Source organism: Pseudomonas resinovorans NBRC 106553, assembly GCF_000412695.1.
Classification (GTDB): Bacteria; Pseudomonadota; Gammaproteobacteria; order Pseudomonadales; family Pseudomonadaceae; genus Metapseudomonas; species Metapseudomonas resinovorans_A.
This window is the reverse complement of the sequence record NC_021499.1, coordinates 1,605,457-1,621,926: the sequence shown is the minus strand read 5'-3', so window position 1 is coordinate 1,621,926 and position 16,470 is coordinate 1,605,457. Positions and strand designations below refer to the sequence as shown.

Here is a 16,470-nt window from a genome sequence, read left to right as displayed (position 1 = left end):
GCATTGCCTGATCAGCAACGAATGGAGACCCCATGTCCCACGCCAGCATGCAGTCCATCGCCCTGCGCTATTTCCTCGAAGTGGTGCGCAGCGGCTCGGTCAACGAGGCCTCGCTGCAACTCAATGTCGCGGCCTCGGCGGTCAGCCGGCAGATCGCCAAGCTGGAATACGAGCTCGGCACCGCGCTGTTCGAGCGGCGCGCCCGGGGCATGCTGCCCACCGCCGCCGGCGAACTGCTGGCCGGCTACGCACGCAAGGCGCAGATGGAAGTGGGCCAGCTTGTGGAGGAGCTCGGGCAACTGCGGGGCCTGCAGCGCGGCCATGTGCACCTGGCCAGCTCCCAGGGCTTCGCCATCGACTTCCTGCCGGACGCCATCGCCGCCTTCCGCGAGCAGCACCGGGGCATCACCTTCAGCCTCGACGTGACCTCCCCCGACGAGGTTTCGCGACGGGTTCGCGAAGGCCGCGCCGACCTGGGCCTGACCTACAGCCTGGCCCCGCAAGCGGACGTCGCCATCGAATGCGCGGTGCCCGGCCCGGTCATGGCCATAGTCCCGGCCGGACACCCCCTGGCCCGTCGCGATGCCATCGCCCTGGCGGAACTGCAGCCCTACCCCATCGCCCTGCCGATGCCGGAAACCACTGCCCGCCAGTTGTTCGACATCTGCCGTGGGGTACAGGGCCTGGAATTCGTCATCGCCCTGGAATGCAACTACCTGGCAACCCTGTTCCGCTATGTGACCCAGCAGGGCTGCGTGAGCCTGTCCAACGCCATCAGCAACCGCCAGTACCTGGACAGCCAGCAGATCGTCGCCCTGCCCTTCACCGACGAAACCCTACAGGCGCGCCGCATCGAGCTGCAAAGCATGGCCGGACGCATCCTGCCCCAGGCGGTCACGGCGTTTCGCGACCACCTGGCCGAACGCCTCGCCCGCCAGGTCGGCTAGGCACTGCCCAGGCCTGTTCCCGGCGCGCGCAAGGCGGGCTTAGCGTTCTCAAAATCAGCACAGAAGCTTGCCTTTTTAATGATTTCAAGAACGCAGGAGCCGTGCCTAGAATCCGCCTCGATAGCCATCCCCGGGGACACCCCAACCACACCGCAATCGCGAACGCGCTATCGGAACGAGGCGCCAGCGCCTCCATGCAGCTGCCTAGAACAAACCCAACAAGGCGGATTCACCATGCAGAGCTCAGTTGATACGGCGACTCCTCACAGCGGCGCCAGCGCCAGGCCACAGTCCATCTGGCGCGCCACCAGCGCTGCGCTGATCGGCAACACCCTGGAGTGGTACGACATGGCGTTGTACGCCTACTTCGCCTACACCATCTCCAGACTGTTCTTCCCCACCGACGACGCCAGCCTCTCGCTGCTCATCACCTTCGGCACCTTCGGCGTCTCCTTCCTGATACGCCCCCTCGGCGCCATCGTGCTCGGCGCCTACGCCGACCGCGCCGGGCGCAAGAAGTCCCTGACCCTGTCCATCAGCCTGATGATGGCCGGCACCTTCATCATCGCCTGCCTGCCCACCTTCGAAACCATCGGCATCCTCGCCCCTATCGGCATCCTCACCGCGCGCCTGCTCCAGGGCTTCTCCGCCGGTGGCGAGTTCGGCAGCTCCACCGCCTACCTCATCGAGCACGCCAGCGAACGCCAGCGCGGCTTCATCGCCAGCCTGCAGTTCGCCAGCCAGGGCCTGGGCACCGTGCTCGCCTCGCTGTTCGGCCTGGTGCTCACCAGCACCCTCAGCGACGAAGACCTGCTCGCCTGGGGCTGGCGCATCCCCTTCATCTTCGGCCTGCTCATCGGCCCGGTGGGCTTCTACATCCGCAAGCACTGCGACGAGTCGCCGGCCTTCCAGCAGGCCGAGCCCAGTCGCCGCCCGGTGCGCGACCTGTTCAGCGGGCAGAAGCTGCTGGTGCTGATCGCCATGGGCACGCTGATCGTCTCCACCGCGTCGAACTTCCTGATCCAGTACATGCCCTCCTACGCCGCCAACGACCTGGGGATGCCCCAGGCCTCCGGCTTCATGGCGACCCTTATCGGCGGGCTGATCCTGACCTTCGTCACGCCCTTCGTGGGGATGCTCTCGGACCGTGTCGGCCGGGTGCGCATCATGATCGCCGCGGCGCTGGTCTACCTGTGCGTCGCCTACCCCGCCTTCGTCTGGCTCAACGCCGCGCCGACCCAGACTTCGCTGATCCTCATCGTCTGCCTGATGGCGCTGATCAAGGCGATCTACTTCGCCCCGCTGCCGGCGCTGATGGCCGAGACCTTCCCGGTGCAGACCCGCGCCATCGGCATGTCCCTGAGCTACAACATCGGCGTGACCCTGTTCGGCGGCTTCGCCCCCTTCATCGCCGCCTCGCTGATCACCCTCAGCGGCGACAAGACCGCCCCCAGCTACTACCTGATGTTCGCCGCGCTGCTCAGTCTCTGCGCGCTGCTCGGGGCAAGGTTCAAGCTGAACCTGCGCTGACGCGCACGACTATCCCCTCCATGGAGCGCCTTCGGGTGCTCTTTTATGTTCGCGAAGCCCATGCGGGCATGTCTGATGGGTATCGCCCGCTTGTCCTGCTCAATCCCGATCCGGCGCCCCCAGAGGGAACAGCGGTCGGTATCGGCGAGCCTCGTCCACCGCGCGAGCGTAGGACGGCCGCGCCAGCAGGCGTGCGCGATAGGCCTTGAGTCTCGGATACGTTTGCGCGATCGGATGGGTCCAGTCGGCATAAAACAGTGCCGGAGCCGCCGCGCAATCCGCCAGCGTGAAGGCCTCACCCGTGGCCCAGGGCCCACCGCCCAGGTTCGCCTCCAGCCAGACGTAGGCGCGTTCCAGCTTCTCCACGGCGTCGGCCAGGGCCTCCCGGCGCTTGCCGTCATCCCCGCTCATCGCCCCGCCCACGGCATGCTGCACCGGGCTCATCACATGCAGGTCGAAGAAGCGGTCGCGAAAGCGCACCTCGAGCGCTTCCCCGGGGTCGCCGGGCAACAGGCCCACCGGCCCGCCGTAGGCCAGTTGCAGGTACTCGATGATGATGCTGCTCTCGGCAACGCTGCGCGTCCCGTCCAGCAAAACAGGGAACTTCCCGATGGGCCATAGCCGCAGCCACTCTTCCCCGAACCGAGGCGTGTCCGGGCCGAGGCAACGGAACTCGAAGGGCATGTCGTTCTCGTAGAGGGCGATCAGGGCCTTCTGGGTGTAGGAGGAAAAGGGATGACCGTAGAGTATCAGGGACATGACACGCGCCTCTCGCTGACCGCATGCGGAACAGTTTCAGCCTAGCCCCGTCTCCCCTCCGGCAATGGCCGGGCATGCCGACACGGACGAATCACGCACGCCACGGACAGTTCGCGCAGCGATTCAGCCGCGCAATTGCTGCTGTCGCTGCGGGACAGCGAACTGTCCGGCACCTTCAGCGCCTACAACCTGTTCCTGCAGTCGGCCATCGACGCCGGCACCCTCGCCGGGGCCGACTCCACCGTCGGTGGCCAGGTGCATGCCGACGCCACCAGCTACCTGCTGCGTCAGGGCGCCCTGATCGACCGCACCGCCACCGGCGCCCATGTCCTCGGACCTGATGACAAACGGCTTGCACGAAGTTGCTGAATCCACCTGCTGGTATCCCGGCTGTTCCATGGTGTCGCCCTGCACTCACCGGAGTGCAGGGCAGGCGGGCGTGGAAACTATCAGCCGCTGATGACAACTCGCTGATAAACACCCGGCGGGGCGAGTCATGACAGCTCCTGCCGCAGGCTGGCGGCAACGCTCATCGTTTCCCATCGTCCCGCCAGGCGCTCAACGACGCGGCGCCGCTACTTCGCCGCGAGTTGCTGGAACGAGGAGACCATGTCCCTGGCCCAGCCATCGAGCACGGCACGGGCGTCGCTGGGCTGCATGACCTGGGAGGAATTCTCCAACTCGGCACCAGCGCCCTTGCGGACCACCTCGGCCAGGGTCGTGTTGCTGCCGCCATCGAGGAAGACCGCTTCGGTGGCGATGCTGGTGTCCTGATCACGGATACCGGTCGCCACGCTCACCCCCGCCGCCACCAGCGCGATGGGGATCACCTCGTAAGGCCGCAGGCCCTGGGTGCTGGAACTCACGGCGGTGATCGCCGGGCGCACCACCAGCACGCCCGGGCCGGGCCCGCTGGCCAGCGGCAGCACCTTGGCGAATTGGGTTTGCAGGGCCTGGTCGTAATACTGGGTGATGCCTTGCAGGGTGCTGGCCGGGATCTTCTCGGTGGGCTGCGGCTGCGGATAGAGCTGGCTGGGTTCGATGTAGACACTGGTGAAGCGGCTTACATCGACGCCCGGCTGGATCCAGCGCATCACGGGAGCCCCGGACGGCGATTTTTCTTCCTTCAATGCGCTGTAGTCCTTGAGGAACCCGGAATACTGTTCGGGGGTAACGTACTTGCTGGCACAGCCGGACAACACCAGCGTCGCCAGGCACAACGATGCCGCCAATGACTTCATTTGCATGCTGAGGCTTCCTATGGTCGGTGTAGCGGGAGGGTTGGTACGGTTACGCCCGCCCCACCGATGTTCCCCTCGGCGGGTCAGGTCCAATTCATTTCACCGTGTCGACATCAGGCTTCCAGGCCTGCCCATGGATTGATCCGTTGGGCCTGTTCGCACTGCAGTCTAGTTGGGCTGCGGCAACCCGCTGGCCGAATCACGAATTCCGCGAGAAAGGCCTCATTCCGACGGTGAGCCGCTGACGAAGACGCGTTGGATCGACGGGTGAAGCGCGCCCTATCCGGGCAGCTGGCGGTTCTGCTTGCGCCAGTGCGAAGGCGCTACGCCGGTGTGGTTCTTGAAGGCCTTGGAGAACGCCGCGAGCTCGTTGTACCCCAGGGCATGGGAGAGCAGCGTGAGGTCGATGGCGGATGCTTCGAGGTGCCAGCAGGCCAGCTGCATCTTCACTTCCTGCAGTAATGGCTGAAAACCAAGCCCCTGTTCCCGGAGCCTGCGCTGCAGCGTGCGCGGGTGCATGTCCATCAGCGCCGCGACGCTCTCCAGGGAATGCTGGTTGAAGCCCAAAGCCTGGGCGATGAGGCTGCGCACCTGCAGCTCGAGGCTGCCCCGCAGGTTGGCCAGGCGGGCGCGCCTGTACTCATCGGCCTGGTCGACGGCCAACTCGGGTATCGGCCGTACCGGGTAGCGCATCACTTTCTCGTCGTACACGAGACAGTCGTGCTCCCGGTCGAACAGCACTTCACACCCAAAGTACTGCTGGTAGAGCTTTACTGAAGCAATGCGGCTGTGACTGATTTCAACGCGGATCGGGCGCGCGTCCGGCCCCCCGAGTTCCATCGCCAGACGTACATAGGTGGCAAGGGCCAGCTCGCGGTACTGCTGGGCCTGGGGCAGTCCGTAGAACTGCTCGATACGCTGGAGGTAGGCGCGCCCGCTGTGGACCTGCATGCGCCATTGCTCGGCGTTGTTGTGCAGGGCCAGGTAACGCTGCACCGCCTTGAACGCAGCGCCGAGGTCCGGCTCGGCAGCCACCAGCTTGCCCAGCAGGCCGAGAGCGAAGAAGCCCTGGTGCTGGGCGATACGCATGCCAAGGGCCGGGCAGGCCAGGCGCCCGGCGGCCAGAGCCAGCACCCGGATGACGGAGTCCAGCCCGATGAAGCAATCGTGATCCCCCAACTGATCGAGCGACAAGCCGGCCTCGCCCAGGAGCGACTCCAGGTCGCCTCCCAGCTTCTCCACTTCGGTGACCAGGCCGATCAGGCTGGCACTGCGGACTTCGTACCGAATCGCCATGTTCCAGCACCTCGATGCACAGGCGAAAACATGCCAATGCTGTCGTGAAATAACAAGTCGGAGCGCAGGACGAGATTTATCCTCACTCCAAATAACAACAAAAGAGGTATCCCATGCCCGACTACGATGTGCTGATCATTGGTGCCGGACTTTCCGGCGTGGGCCTGGCCTGCCATCTGGCCACGGATTCCCCGACCACCCGCGTGGGGATACTGGAGCGGCGACAAGCCGTCGGCGGCACCTGGGACCTGTTCCGCTACCCGGGCATTCGCTCGGATGCCGACATGTTCACCTTCGGCTACGACTTCAGGCCCTGGCACAGCCTCAAGACGCTGGCCGACGGCCCCTCCATCCAGAAGTACATCGACGACACCGCCCGCGAGCACGGCGTGCGGCAGAAGATCCGCTTCGGCATCCGCACCACCAGCGCCCGCTGGTCGAGCGAGCGCCAGCTCTGGACCGTCCTGGCGGTGGACGTGGACACGGGCGAGCCGCGCAGCTTCACCTGCAGGTTCCTGGTGTCCTGCACCGGCTACTACAGCCAGGACGAAGGCTATCTCCCCGAGTTTCCCGGGCGCGAGCGCTACCAGGGCATCTTCATCCATCCCCAGAAGTGGCCCGAGGGCCTGGACTACAAGGGCAAGCGAGTCCTGGTCATCGGCAGCGGCGCAACCGCCGTGACCCTGGTGCCGGCCATGGCCGAAGAGGCGGCTCACGTGACCATGCTGCAGCGCTCGCCCAGCTACGTGATCACCGTACCGGGCGAAGACAAACTGACGGGCCTGCTGCGCCGAATCCTGCCCGCGGAGTGGGCCTACGGATTCGCCCGGCATCGCAACATCTGGCTCCAGCGCGCGATCTTCAAGGCGTCGAAACGCTGGCCGGAACAGGTTCGCGGCCTGCTGCTCAAAGGGGTGCGCAAACAGCTGGGCGACAGCGTCGACATGCGCCACTTCACGCCCACCTACATGCCCTGGGACGAGCGCCTCTGCGCGGTGCCCGATGGCGACCTGTTCAAGGTGCTGCGCGAAGGCAAGGCCTCGGTGGTCACCGACCACATCGAGACCTTTACCGAAACGGGCATCCAGCTGGAATCGGGCGAGCATCTGGACGCCGACATCGTCATCGCCGCAACCGGGCTCAAGCTGCAAGTGTTCGGGGGAACCGACCTGTACCTGGACGAGCAGAAGGTGGCGATCAACGAACGCATGACCTACAAGGGCGTTATGTCCGAAGGCCTGCCCAACGTGGGCTTCATCTTCGGCTACACCAACGCGCCCTGGACGCTCAAGGCGGACCTGTCCTCGAAGTATCTCTGCCGCCTGATCAACCACATGCGCTCGCACAACCTCTCGGTCGTGGTCCCGCAATCGCCGGAAGGCGAACGGCAGACCGCGAGCATCATGGGCGACAGCATGCAATCGGGTTACGTGCAGCGGGGCAACGCGGTCCTGCCCCGCCAGGGGCGCAGCCTGCCATGGCGGGTGACCAACGACCTCAAGATCGACCGGGACATGCTGCTCAACCAACCCATCGAAGATACCGCCTTGAGCTTCCGTCCGGCCTAGGGCCAACGCCGCCACGCGCCCGCCCGATTGCCAGACCGCGGGCTGGCAATCAGGCTGGATTCTCCAGCCCCTCAACCAGCCCGTAGCCCGGAAGTAATCCGGAGACAGGGTGCCGGCGATTCCCGGATTGCATCCGGGCTACCTGCTACGAAGCCCCAGCCCCCCACCGAGCCCGGTGCTCCCGGTGGCACGGCCGGCTCGATGTAGGAGCGAATTCATTCGCGAAGGGCCGCGAGGCCCGTGGGCCCGGTTGGCGCAAGACCTCAACCCGCAGATCGTAGCCCGGATGTAATCCGGGAACAGGGTGCCGGCGATTCCCGGATTGCATCCGGGCTACCTGCTACGAAGCCCCAGCCCCCCACCGAGCTCGGTGCTCCCGGTGGCACGGCCGGCTCGATGTAGGAGCGAATTCATTCGCGAAGGGCCGCGAGGCCCGTGGGCCCGGTTGGCGCAAGACCTCAACCCGCAGATCGTAGCCCGGATGTAATCCGGGGACAGGTTGCCGGCGACTCCCGGATTGCATCCGGGCTACCGATCTCAACCAGCCGCCGAGACGGCAGCGCTGCGCGCCTTGCGGGTGAGCAGGACGAAGGCACTGATGGCGGCGAAGGCGAACAGACCCTGGACACCGATCATCGGCCAGGCAGTGCCGTCCTGCAGGGCGCCCAGCAACAGGCCGCTAAGGGTGGCGCCGAGCATCTGGGCAAAGCCCATCAGGCCGGCGGCCAGGCCCGCGCGGTGGGCGTTGGGCATCACCACGCCGGCCACCGAGGCCGGGATCAGCATGCCGCCGCCCAGGGTTACCAGCACCTGCGGCAGGGAGAGGCCGAGCACCGACAGGCCCAGGCCGGCGTGCACCAGCGCCGTCAGCGTAGCGCCGGTGACCACCAGGCTGACGCCGATACCGACGATGCGCTGCGGCCCCAGCTGCATGATCTTGCGCCGGGCGAACAGCGCCCCGCCGATCAACCCGGAGATGGTGGCGCCGAAGGCCAGGCCGTACTGCGCGGAGTTCAGCCCCAGCAGGCCGATGTAGACCGCCGAGGAGCCCGCGACCACCGCGAACATCCCGCCGTAGGTGCCCGCCAGGGTCAGGGCCAGGGCACGACTGGTGGGTTGCTTGAGCAGGTCGAAATAGTCCCGCGCCAGGGTGGCCGGATGGCCGGCCTTGGGGTCCAGGCTAGGGTTGGACTCACGATAGAAGGCCAGCACCGCCAGCAGCGCGATGGTGCCCACCGTCAGCGAGGCGAGGATCGGCGCATGCCAGCCGCCCCATTGGGTCAGGAGGCCGCCCACCATGGGCGCCAGGGCGATGGCGCTGAGCATGCCGATCACCGTCAGGGCCAGGGCCGGCGCGGCTTGCGCCCTCCACACGTCACGCACGATGGCCCGCGCCAGCACCAGGGCGGCGCAAGCACCCAGGCCCTGGAGCACACGACCGATGACGAAGCCGCCCATGTCGTCGGCCAGGAGCATCCAGGCAGTGGCTGCCAGGTACAGGCTGAGACCGCCGATCAGCACCGGGCGACGGCCCACCCGGTCGGACAACGGGCCCAGCAGCAACTGGCCGACCCCGAAGGCGGCGACGAAGGCCGACAGCGCGGCCAGGCTGGCGCCATGGGCGGCGCCCAGGCCCTGCTCGATGCTGCCGAGGGCGGGAATGATCAGTTGGGTGGATATCTCCCCCAGGGCGGTCAGCACCATCAGGATGACCAGCAGCAGGCGCGACGGGTTCATGCCGGCTCTCCTTCTTCAGTGGCGTCCAGCGCCAGGGCCAGCAACTGCCACTCCAGGGCCTGCCAGTCCTCGGCGCCCACACCCGAGGGTGCGGCACACACCCGTTCCACCTTCTGCTGTTGATCGTTCATTGCAGGCACCTCCGCTTATCGGTTCGCCCTTGGGGCGATTAATTAGATTACGAGCGACATATATACACCAAATAAGATTATGACTATCATATTTTCGACCTGCGGCATTCCCGCCCCGTCACCGCCCACGTCGAGGACCGCTCCATGAACCGCCCGCCCCTTGCCCTGCTCGCCCTGATCCCCGCCGCCCTGCTCGCCCTCAGCGGCTGCAACAGCCAGGCCGACGTCACCGTCACCACCCCTCAGCCCCGTGCGGTACTGGCGGCGGAGGTGCAGGCCGCCAGCCAGCAGGACGCCCTCTATACCGGCGTGGTGGCGGCGCGTACCGCCAGTGACCTGGGCTTTCGCGTCGGCGGCAAGGTGATCGCCCGCAAGGTCGACCCGGGCACCCGGGTCAAGCGTGGCGACGTGCTGCTGGTGCTGGACAACACCGACTTCGAACTGGCCCTGCGTACCGCGCGCAACCGCGTCACCGCCGCCGAGGCAGAATTGCGCCAGGCCCGCGACGACGAAGCCCGCTACCGCCGCCTGGCTGGCACCGGCGCCGTCTCGCGGCAGGTCTTCGACCAGGCTGCCACGCGCCTGCGGGTGGCCCAGGCGGAACAGGCCGCCGCCACCTCCGAAGCCGCCCAGGTGGAGAACCGCCGCGCCTACTCCACTCTCAAGGCCGACGCCGATGGCGTGATCACCGACGTACGGGTCGATCGTGGCCAGGTGGTCGCCGAAGGCCAGGTGGTCGCCAGCCTCGCCCACGACGGTGCCCGCGAAGCGGTGATCGATATCCCGGAAACCCAGCGTGCCCTGGCCAACCACCCGGCCCGCGCCTATCCCTATGGCGCCACCGGCGACGCGGTGCCGGCCAGCTTGCGCGAACTCTCCGCAGCGGCCGATGCCACCACCCGCACCTTCCGTGCCCGCTACACCCTGGGCGGCGACTCCACGGCCCTGGCCATAGGCTCCACCGTCACCCTGCGCCTCGACGGCTCGTCCCAGCGGCAGCTGCTGCGCGTGCCGCTGGGCGCCCTGCACGACAAGGGCCAGGGCACCGGCGTCTGGGTCATCGATGCCGACAACAAAGTCGAACTGCGGTCGGTACAGGTGGTGCGCCTGGAGCAGGAAGAAGCGGTGCTGGAAGGTGGCGTGCAGCCGGGCGAGCGAGTAGTCGCCCTCGGCGCCCACCTGCTCAACGCCGGCGACAGCGTGCGTGAACTGCCGGCGCCGTCGCTGGCCCTGGAGCAATGAGATGAGCCGCTTCAACCTTTCCGCCTTCGCGGTACGCAACCGGGCCGTCACCCTGTTCCTGATCATCGCCACCCTGGTGGCCGGGGCCATCGCCTTCGGCAAGCTGGGGCGCGCCGAAGACCCCTCCTTCACGGTCAAGACCATGACCGTCACCGCCGCCTGGCCCGGCGCCACCGCCCGGGAAATGCAGGAGCAGGTCGCCGACCGCCTGGAGAAGCGCCTGCAGGAACTCGACCTCTACGACCGGGTGGAAACCATCGCCCAACCCGGCTTCGTGTCGATGAAACTGCAATTCCTCGACTCCACCCGCCCGCAGGACATCCAGCAACTCTTCTACCAGACCCGCAAGAAGCTTTCGGACGAGGCCAAGCGCCTGCCCCAGGGCGTGGTCGGGCCCTTCTTCAACGACGAGTATTCCGACGTCTACTTCGCCCTCTACGCCCTGGAGGCCGAGCAACTGCCGCACCGCCAGCTGGTGCGCATGGCCGAGGACATGCGCCAGGGCCTGCTCAACCTGCCCGGCGTGAAGAAGGTCAACATCCTCGGCGAACAGGCCCAGCGCATCTTCGTCGAGTTCTCCTACGAGCGCCTGGCCACCCTGGGCCTGAAGCCCGAGCAGATCTTCGAAGCCCTGGCCAAGCAGAACGGCGTGGCCCCGGCCGGCTTCGTCGAAACAGCCGGCCCGCGTGCCTACATCCGCATCGACGGTGCCTTCGACAGCCTGAAGCTGATCGAAAACGTCCCCATCAACGCCAACGGGCGCCTGCTGCGCATCGCCGACGTCGCCACCGTGCGGCGCGGCTATGAAGACCCGCCGAGCTACCGCATCCGCCATCAGGGCGAACCGGCGCTGATGCTCGGCGTGATCATGGACCAGCACTTCAACGGCCTGGAGCTGGACAAGTCGCTCGCGGCCGAGGAAGACCGCATCCACGCCGGGCTGCCCCTGGGCGTGACCTTCGACAAGGTCTCCGACCAGGCCGAGAAGATCCGCCTGGCGGTGAACGAGTTCATGCTCAAGTTCTTCGTCGCCCTGGGCGTGGTCATGCTGATCAGCCTGCTCGCCCTGGGTTTTCGCGTAGGCCTGGTGGTGGCCGCCGCCGTGCCCCTGACCCTGTCCATCGTCTTCGTGGTGATGCTGATGACCGGGCGCGAGTTCGACCGCATCACCCTCGGCGCCTTGATCCTTTCCCTCGGCCTGCTGGTGGACGACGCCATCATCGCCATCGAGATGATGGTGGTGAAACTGGAGGAAGGCCTAGACCGCATCCAGGCCGCCACCTTCGCCTGGACCTCCACCGCCGCGCCCATGCTCGCCGGCACCCTGGTGACGGTGATCGGCTTCCTGCCGGTGGGCTTCGCCAAGTCCGGCGCCGGGGAATACGCCGGCAACATCTTCTGGATCGTCGGCTTCGCCCTGCTCGCCTCCTGGCTGGTGGCGGTGTTCTTCACCCCCTACCTGGGGGTCAAGCTGCTGCCCAGGATCACCCCGGTGCCCGGCGGCCATGAAGCCCTCTACGCCACCCGCAACTACCAGCGCCTGCGCGCCCTGGTGAGCTGGTGCGTGAAGCGCCGCCTGTGGGTCATCGCCCTGGTGCTGCTGGCCTTCCTCGGCAGCGTGCTGGGCATGGGCGTGGTGAAGAAGCAGTTCTTCCCCAACTCCGACCGCTCCGAGCTGCTGCTGGAGGTCTACATGCCGCCGGGTAGCGCCTTCAAGGCCACCGAGGCGGTGGTGGCGCAAGTGGAAAAAGCCCTGCTGGAAGAACCCCAGACCAAGCTGGTGGACTCCTACGTAGGCGGCGGCGCGCCGCGCTTCTTCCTGTCCCTGAACCCCGAACTGCCGGACCCGGCCTTCGCCAAGATCATCGTGCAGACCGCCGACTCCCACGCCCGCGACGCCCTCAAGGCGCGCATGCACGAACGCATCGACGCCGGCGAATTCCCCTCGGCGCGGGTGCGCGTCACCCAGCTGCTGTTCGGCCCGCCGGTGCCCTTCCCGGTGGTGTTCCGCGTCTCGGGGCCGAACCTCGAACAGCTGCGGCAGATCAGCGAAGAGGTCCGCGCCGTGGTGGCCGCCAACCCCATGACCCGCGACGCCTTCGTCGACTGGGGCGAGCGCACCAGCGCCTATCGCCTGGTGCTCGACCAGGACCGCCTGCGCCTGCTCGGCTTCACCCCCAACGAGGTGAAGAGCCAGCTCAACGCCCTGCTCAGCGGCAACCCGATCACCGAGGTGCGCGAAGGCACCCGCTCGGTGGCCGTGATGGTGCGCGCGCAGAACGCCCAGCGGGAGAACCTAGGCGGTATCGAGGGGCTGACCATCACCAACGCCGCCGGCGTCTCGGTGCCGCTGGAACAGGTGGGCCGCTTCCAGCCGGTGATGGAGGACCCCATCCTCAAGCGCCGTGACCGCGAGCTGACCTTCGAAGTGCGCGCCGACATCATCAAGGGCACCCAGCCGCCGGATGTGGAGATGGCCGTGTACGCCGACCTGCAACCGCTGATCGCCAAGCTGCCGCCCGGCTACAAGGTGACCATCGCGGGCCCGGTGGAAGAAAGCGCCAAGGCCAACAAGGCACTGGCCGTGCTGTTCCCGGTGATGATCCTGCTGACCCTGGTGGTGATCATGTTCCAGGTGCGCTCCTTCGGCCTGATGTTCATGGTCTTCGCCACCGCCCCGCTGGGCCTGATCGGCGCCGTGCCGGCGCTGCTGCTGTTCAACCAGCCCTTCGGCTTCAACGCCATCCTGGCGCTGATCGGCATCGGCGGCATCCTCATGCGCAACACCCTGATCTTCACCGACCAGATCGAACAGGAACGCGCCCACGGCCGCCCCCTGCAACAGGCCATCATCGAAGCCACGGTACGCCGCGCCCGCCCGGTGCTGCTCACCGCCCTGGCCGCCGCCCTGGCGTTCATCCCGCTGACCCTCTCGGTGTTCTGGTCGTCCCTGGCCTATGTGCTGATCGGCGGCGTGCTGGTGGGCACCCTCCTCACCCTGCTGTTCCTGCCGGCGCTGTGCGCGCTGGTGTTACGGGCCAAGCAGCCGGCGGTGGAGGCTGTACCGGCGTTGTAGGAGCGAATTCATTCGCGATAGCGGTTTCCCAGAGGGCAGCTGCGCTGCCCTTCGCGATTGAAATCGCTCCTACAGGGCACCCGTAGCCCTGGTGTTGCGGGCCAAGCAGCCGGCGATGGAGGCCGTGCCGGCGTTGTAGGAGCGAATTCATTCGCGATAGCGGTTTACCAGGGGGCAGCTGCGCTGCCCTTCGCGATTGACATCGCTTCTACAGGGCACTCACGAGCAAGCGGCAATGACGTAGGTTGGCGCCAAGCGCAGCGCGGCCCAACATCCGGGCCTCGCGGCACACCCATGCGTTGGGTTTCGCTGCGCTCTACCCAACCTACGATCTTCGCTTGCGCACCTGCTTTTCGTAGGGGCGAATTCATTCGCCATGCAGGCCGCTGGCCTGCCCTGGGAAACATCAGGGGCAACTGCGTTGCCCTTGGCGAATGAATTCGCCCCCACAAGGCACCTGTGCGCACCGGTTGGTCGGCATCACTCCGCACAGCAACTATGGACCTTGGCCGGCTCGTCCTCGTAACGATCGTGGTAGGTCATCCAGTCCATGATCTCCTGCTCGTCCCGGCCCTTGGGCAGCAGGTCGAGGAAGTTGTAGGCACCCACCAGCATGTCCAGGCCACGGGCATAGGTGGAATAGGTGTGGAAGATCTCCCCCGCCCCGTTGCGATGGAACACGCTGAGGCCGGGCATGTCCTCGCCCGGGTCCTTGCTGGTGCCGTAGTTGTAGCGCGCGGTGCCGGCGGCGATGTCCTCGGGCCTGGCCGCCACGCCGAAGTCCTGGTTGAAGCTGCCGCCCTGGGACGACACCCACTTGAACTTCCAGCCCATGCGCTTGCGAAACGCCTGGAACTCCGCCAGCGGTGCCCGCGACACGCAGAGCAGGGTCACGTCATGGTGCTTGAGGTGCTGGTTGGCGCCGTCGATATGGTCGGCGAGGAAGGAGCAGCCGGGGCAGCCCTCCTGCCAGCCGGGGCCGAACATGAAGTGGTAGACGACCAGCGTGCTGCGCCCATCGAAGAGGTCCGCCAGGGTTTCCCACCCCGCCGGCCCCTCGAAGGCGTAGACCTGATCGATGCGTACCCAGGGCAATGCCCGGCGCTCGGCGCTGAGGCGGTCGCGCTCGCGGGTGAAGGCCTTTTCCTTGCGCAGCAGTTCCTCGCGGGCCTGTAGCCATTGTTCGCGGGAGACCACGGGGTGTTTGTCGATACTCATGTCGCATCCTCCTGAACCGGACCTGGGAAAGTCACTCTCCCCCAATGGTCGACCCAGGCCGGACGCATTCGACAGGCGCCCGGAGGAATCTCGACAAGCGGTCCGGCCTCAGAGCATGCGCCCGCGCCGTGCTTCCAGCCGCTGGATGGTCATGCTCGGGGTTTCATCGAAGAGCTTGCGGTATTCGCTGGCGAAGCGCCCAAGGTGGGTGAAGCCCCAGCCCATGGCGATCACCGAGATATTCCGCGCACTGCGGTCTTCCAGGATCTCCTGGCGTACGGCAGTCAGGCGGAACTTCTTCAGGTAGGCCATCGGTGAGTGGCCGAAGTACTTCTTGAAGCCTTCGAACAGCTTGAAGCGCGAGACGCCCGCCGCCCGCTCGATATCTTCCAGGCACAGCTCCTCGCGGGCGTTGGCCTGGATGAAGTCGCGGGCGCGCACCAGGTAGTGGGGCAGCTTGACCTCCAGGCGCCCCCGGAGCTCGTCGGAGTAGTTGTTCGGCTGGGCGAGGATCAGCCCCTTGATCAGCGCGCTCTCCAGGTCACGGGTGAAGAACAGCTGGCCGTAGAGGTCGCGGCTGCGCTCCAGTTCGTCGATCAGGTGCCGTGCCATGCGCCACCAGGAAGCGGTGGCGCCCTCCACCGCATCCATCTCGGCGTGGAAGCACAGCGGCGTGCCCACCTGGCGCTGCAGCATCTCCTCCAGGATCTGCTGCATCGCGGCCCGAGGGATGGCCACCTGCAGCTTGTGGCAGTCGCCGCCAATGGTCAGTTCCTGCTCCTCAAAGGGCGAGACGATCACCCCACGGTCGCGGTCCGAGCGCAGCAGGCTGCCGGACTTGGCCAGCTCCTGCTCGCCGGCGAGCGGCAGGCTCAGGCTGTAGCAGTTGAGGTTCATCTCGTCGCCGACACCGATGGTGACGTCGGTGCCGTACTCGACATAGCCCAGGGTGGTGGACATGGACGGCAGCACGTTGCCGCTGTGGTGGAACTGGATCCGTTCGGGCCTGGACGCCTTGAGGTGGTGCGGGCCGCAGATGTTGGACATCCAGGATCGAGCCCCGGCCAGATCGTAGCGATCGGCGGAAAGGTCACGGAAATGCGGATTGTTCTTCGTACTCATCACGCGGCACCCAGCACGGCAAAAGGACATGCGCGCTCTTGCGGCGCGTCAGGCTGAAAGAGGCAAGGTCCATGCCACGCCCAGGCGCTCCATCGCGATTCGAAACAGGAGGATAGCATTGCCCAACTTTTCGGATAGGAGCCCCGCCGGACGGACGGCGCAGGCCAGCAGTGGCGCGGCTTGCGCTCCATTCCGGGGCCCGGTCGCCACAACCTGGCGCATGGCCGGGGAAGGCTGTCGCAAACGGCCCGGCGCATGCCCGCGCAGCAGGCTGATCGCCAGCGGGCCCCAAGGTTGTTACCCGCCCGGGGCGTCTACCGCACCGAAGCCGGCCCCAGCCAAACAAGCGGATAGCCTTGGCCAATTTTTCGGATAGCGCCCGCCCACCTCCCGTGATAGCGACCCAAGGAAGCGTTACCGCCGCTCGCCGGGCGCGCGCAAAGCGTTACCCCGGGCTCCCGGCCCGGTGGGAGCAGCGATTCAACCCCGCTCGCAATGCAGCGCGCCAGCCGCTTTTTCAGCGACCTCTATCCACTTTTTCCGCGCCTTGAAAAACCGCCGGAACCCTCGCCATCCGTAGCTTCCAGCCCGCCGTTCACTGGC

At 66.6% G+C, this 16,470-nt stretch carries 12 protein-coding genes and 1 pseudogene; 6 read left to right on the top strand and 7 right to left on the bottom strand.

The features are described 5' to 3' along the window. The first annotated feature begins 32 nt into the window (after positions 1-32). Together PCA10_RS07480 and PCA10_RS07475 are read left to right on the top strand one after the other, a co-directional pair. Positions 33-947, top strand: coding sequence for a LysR family transcriptional regulator (locus PCA10_RS07480; RefSeq protein ID WP_016491445.1), 915 nt, complete (start codon positions 33-35; stop codon positions 945-947). Positions 948-1,181: 234 nt separating this feature from the next. Next, complete coding sequence (locus PCA10_RS07475; RefSeq protein ID WP_016491444.1) at positions 1,182-2,477, top strand: MFS transporter; 1,296 nt, start codon at positions 1,182-1,184, stop codon at positions 2,475-2,477. Between the two features lie 99 nt (positions 2,478-2,576). Here the strand turns inward: PCA10_RS07475 and PCA10_RS07470 are convergent, their stop codons facing one another. Beyond that, positions 2,577-3,236, bottom strand: a complete 660-nt coding sequence (locus PCA10_RS07470; RefSeq protein WP_016491443.1) for a glutathione S-transferase family protein — start codon at positions 3,234-3,236, stop codon at positions 2,577-2,579. A gap of 123 nt (positions 3,237-3,359) precedes the next feature. Here PCA10_RS07470 and PCA10_RS07465 point away from each other — a divergent pair. Next, positions 3,360-3,551: pseudogene (locus PCA10_RS07465) on the top strand (tyrosine-protein phosphatase); the annotation flags it as partial. Positions 3,552-3,811: 260 nt separating this feature from the next. Here the strand turns inward: PCA10_RS07465 and PCA10_RS07460 are convergent. After that, on the bottom strand, positions 3,812-4,483 hold the full coding sequence (locus PCA10_RS07460; protein WP_016491441.1) for a DUF3313 domain-containing protein: 672 nt from the start codon (positions 4,481-4,483) through the stop codon (positions 3,812-3,814). 273 nt (positions 4,484-4,756) lie between these two features. Then, entirely contained in the window at positions 4,757-5,773 is a 1,017-nt protein-coding gene (locus tag PCA10_RS07455; RefSeq protein ID WP_016491440.1) for an AraC family transcriptional regulator, read from the bottom strand. 113 nt (positions 5,774-5,886) lie between these two features. Between PCA10_RS07455 and PCA10_RS07450 the strand changes: the two genes are divergently transcribed. Then, positions 5,887-7,341: a flavin-containing monooxygenase gene (locus PCA10_RS07450; RefSeq protein ID WP_016491439.1), complete on the top strand. Its 1,455-nt coding sequence runs from the start codon at positions 5,887-5,889 to the stop codon at positions 7,339-7,341. A 537-nt stretch (positions 7,342-7,878) separates the two neighbouring features. On the opposite strand, the gene PCA10_RS07445 is transcribed toward PCA10_RS07450, so the two are convergent. Beyond that, positions 7,879-9,078 carry a multidrug effflux MFS transporter gene (locus PCA10_RS07445; RefSeq protein WP_016491438.1) on the bottom strand — a complete coding sequence of 400 codons (1,200 nt, stop codon included), beginning with the start codon at positions 9,076-9,078 and terminating at the stop codon, positions 7,879-7,881. Continuing rightward, complete coding sequence (locus PCA10_RS31100; RefSeq protein WP_016491437.1) at positions 9,075-9,209, bottom strand: hypothetical protein; 135 nt, start codon at positions 9,207-9,209, stop codon at positions 9,075-9,077. The genes PCA10_RS07445 and PCA10_RS31100 overlap by 4 nt, the downstream gene beginning before the upstream one ends. Before the next feature lie 144 nt (positions 9,210-9,353). On the opposite strand from PCA10_RS31100, the gene PCA10_RS07440 reads away from it, so the two are divergent. Both PCA10_RS07440 and PCA10_RS07435 read left to right on the top strand, forming a co-directional pair. Beyond that, complete coding sequence (locus PCA10_RS07440) at positions 9,354-10,451, top strand: efflux RND transporter periplasmic adaptor subunit (protein ID WP_016491436.1); 1,098 nt, start codon at positions 9,354-9,356, stop codon at positions 10,449-10,451. Between the two features lies 1 nt (position 10,452). Continuing rightward, the gene (locus PCA10_RS07435) at positions 10,453-13,527 is read left to right on the top strand and encodes an efflux RND transporter permease subunit (protein WP_016491435.1); all 3,075 of its coding nucleotides are present in this window, start codon (positions 10,453-10,455) and stop codon (positions 13,525-13,527) included. Between the two features lie 480 nt (positions 13,528-14,007). On the opposite strand, the gene PCA10_RS07430 is transcribed toward PCA10_RS07435, so the two are convergent. Further along, positions 14,008-14,745, bottom strand: a complete 738-nt coding sequence (locus PCA10_RS07430) for a DUF899 domain-containing protein (RefSeq protein ID WP_016491434.1) — start codon at positions 14,743-14,745, stop codon at positions 14,008-14,010. 108 nt (positions 14,746-14,853) lie between these two features. After that, positions 14,854-15,867: an AraC family transcriptional regulator gene (locus PCA10_RS07425; protein WP_041770564.1), complete on the bottom strand. Its 1,014-nt coding sequence runs from the start codon at positions 15,865-15,867 to the stop codon at positions 14,854-14,856. Positions 15,868-16,470 lie beyond the last annotated feature (603 nt).

Excerpts from the sequence above, each read along its gene's own strand:
- PCA10_RS07470 (WP_016491443.1), bottom strand. The coding sequence starts at position 3,236 with ATGTCCCTGATACTCTACGGTCATCCCTTTTCCTCCTACACCCAGAAG.
- PCA10_RS07455 (WP_016491440.1), bottom strand. The coding sequence starts at position 5,773 with ATGGCGATTCGGTACGAAGTCCGCAGTGCCAGCCTGATCGGCCTGGTC.
- PCA10_RS07475 (WP_016491444.1), top strand. The coding sequence starts at position 1,182 with ATGCAGAGCTCAGTTGATACGGCGACTCCTCACAGCGGCGCCAGCGCC.
- PCA10_RS07480 (WP_016491445.1), top strand. The coding sequence starts at position 33 with ATGTCCCACGCCAGCATGCAGTCCATCGCCCTGCGCTATTTCCTCGAA.
- PCA10_RS07425 (WP_041770564.1), bottom strand. The coding sequence starts at position 15,867 with ATGAGTACGAAGAACAATCCGCATTTCCGTGACCTTTCCGCCGATCGC.
- PCA10_RS07440 (WP_016491436.1), top strand. The coding sequence starts at position 9,354 with ATGAACCGCCCGCCCCTTGCCCTGCTCGCCCTGATCCCCGCCGCCCTG.
- PCA10_RS07445 (WP_016491438.1), bottom strand. The coding sequence starts at position 9,078 with ATGAACCCGTCGCGCCTGCTGCTGGTCATCCTGATGGTGCTGACCGCC.
- PCA10_RS07435 (WP_016491435.1), top strand. The coding sequence starts at position 10,453 with ATGAGCCGCTTCAACCTTTCCGCCTTCGCGGTACGCAACCGGGCCGTC.
- PCA10_RS07460 (WP_016491441.1), bottom strand. The coding sequence starts at position 4,483 with ATGCAAATGAAGTCATTGGCGGCATCGTTGTGCCTGGCGACGCTGGTG.
- PCA10_RS07430 (WP_016491434.1), bottom strand. The coding sequence starts at position 14,745 with ATGAGTATCGACAAACACCCCGTGGTCTCCCGCGAACAATGGCTACAG.
- PCA10_RS07450 (WP_016491439.1), top strand. The coding sequence starts at position 5,887 with ATGCCCGACTACGATGTGCTGATCATTGGTGCCGGACTTTCCGGCGTG.
- PCA10_RS31100 (WP_016491437.1), bottom strand. The coding sequence starts at position 9,209 with ATGAACGATCAACAGCAGAAGGTGGAACGGGTGTGTGCCGCACCCTCG.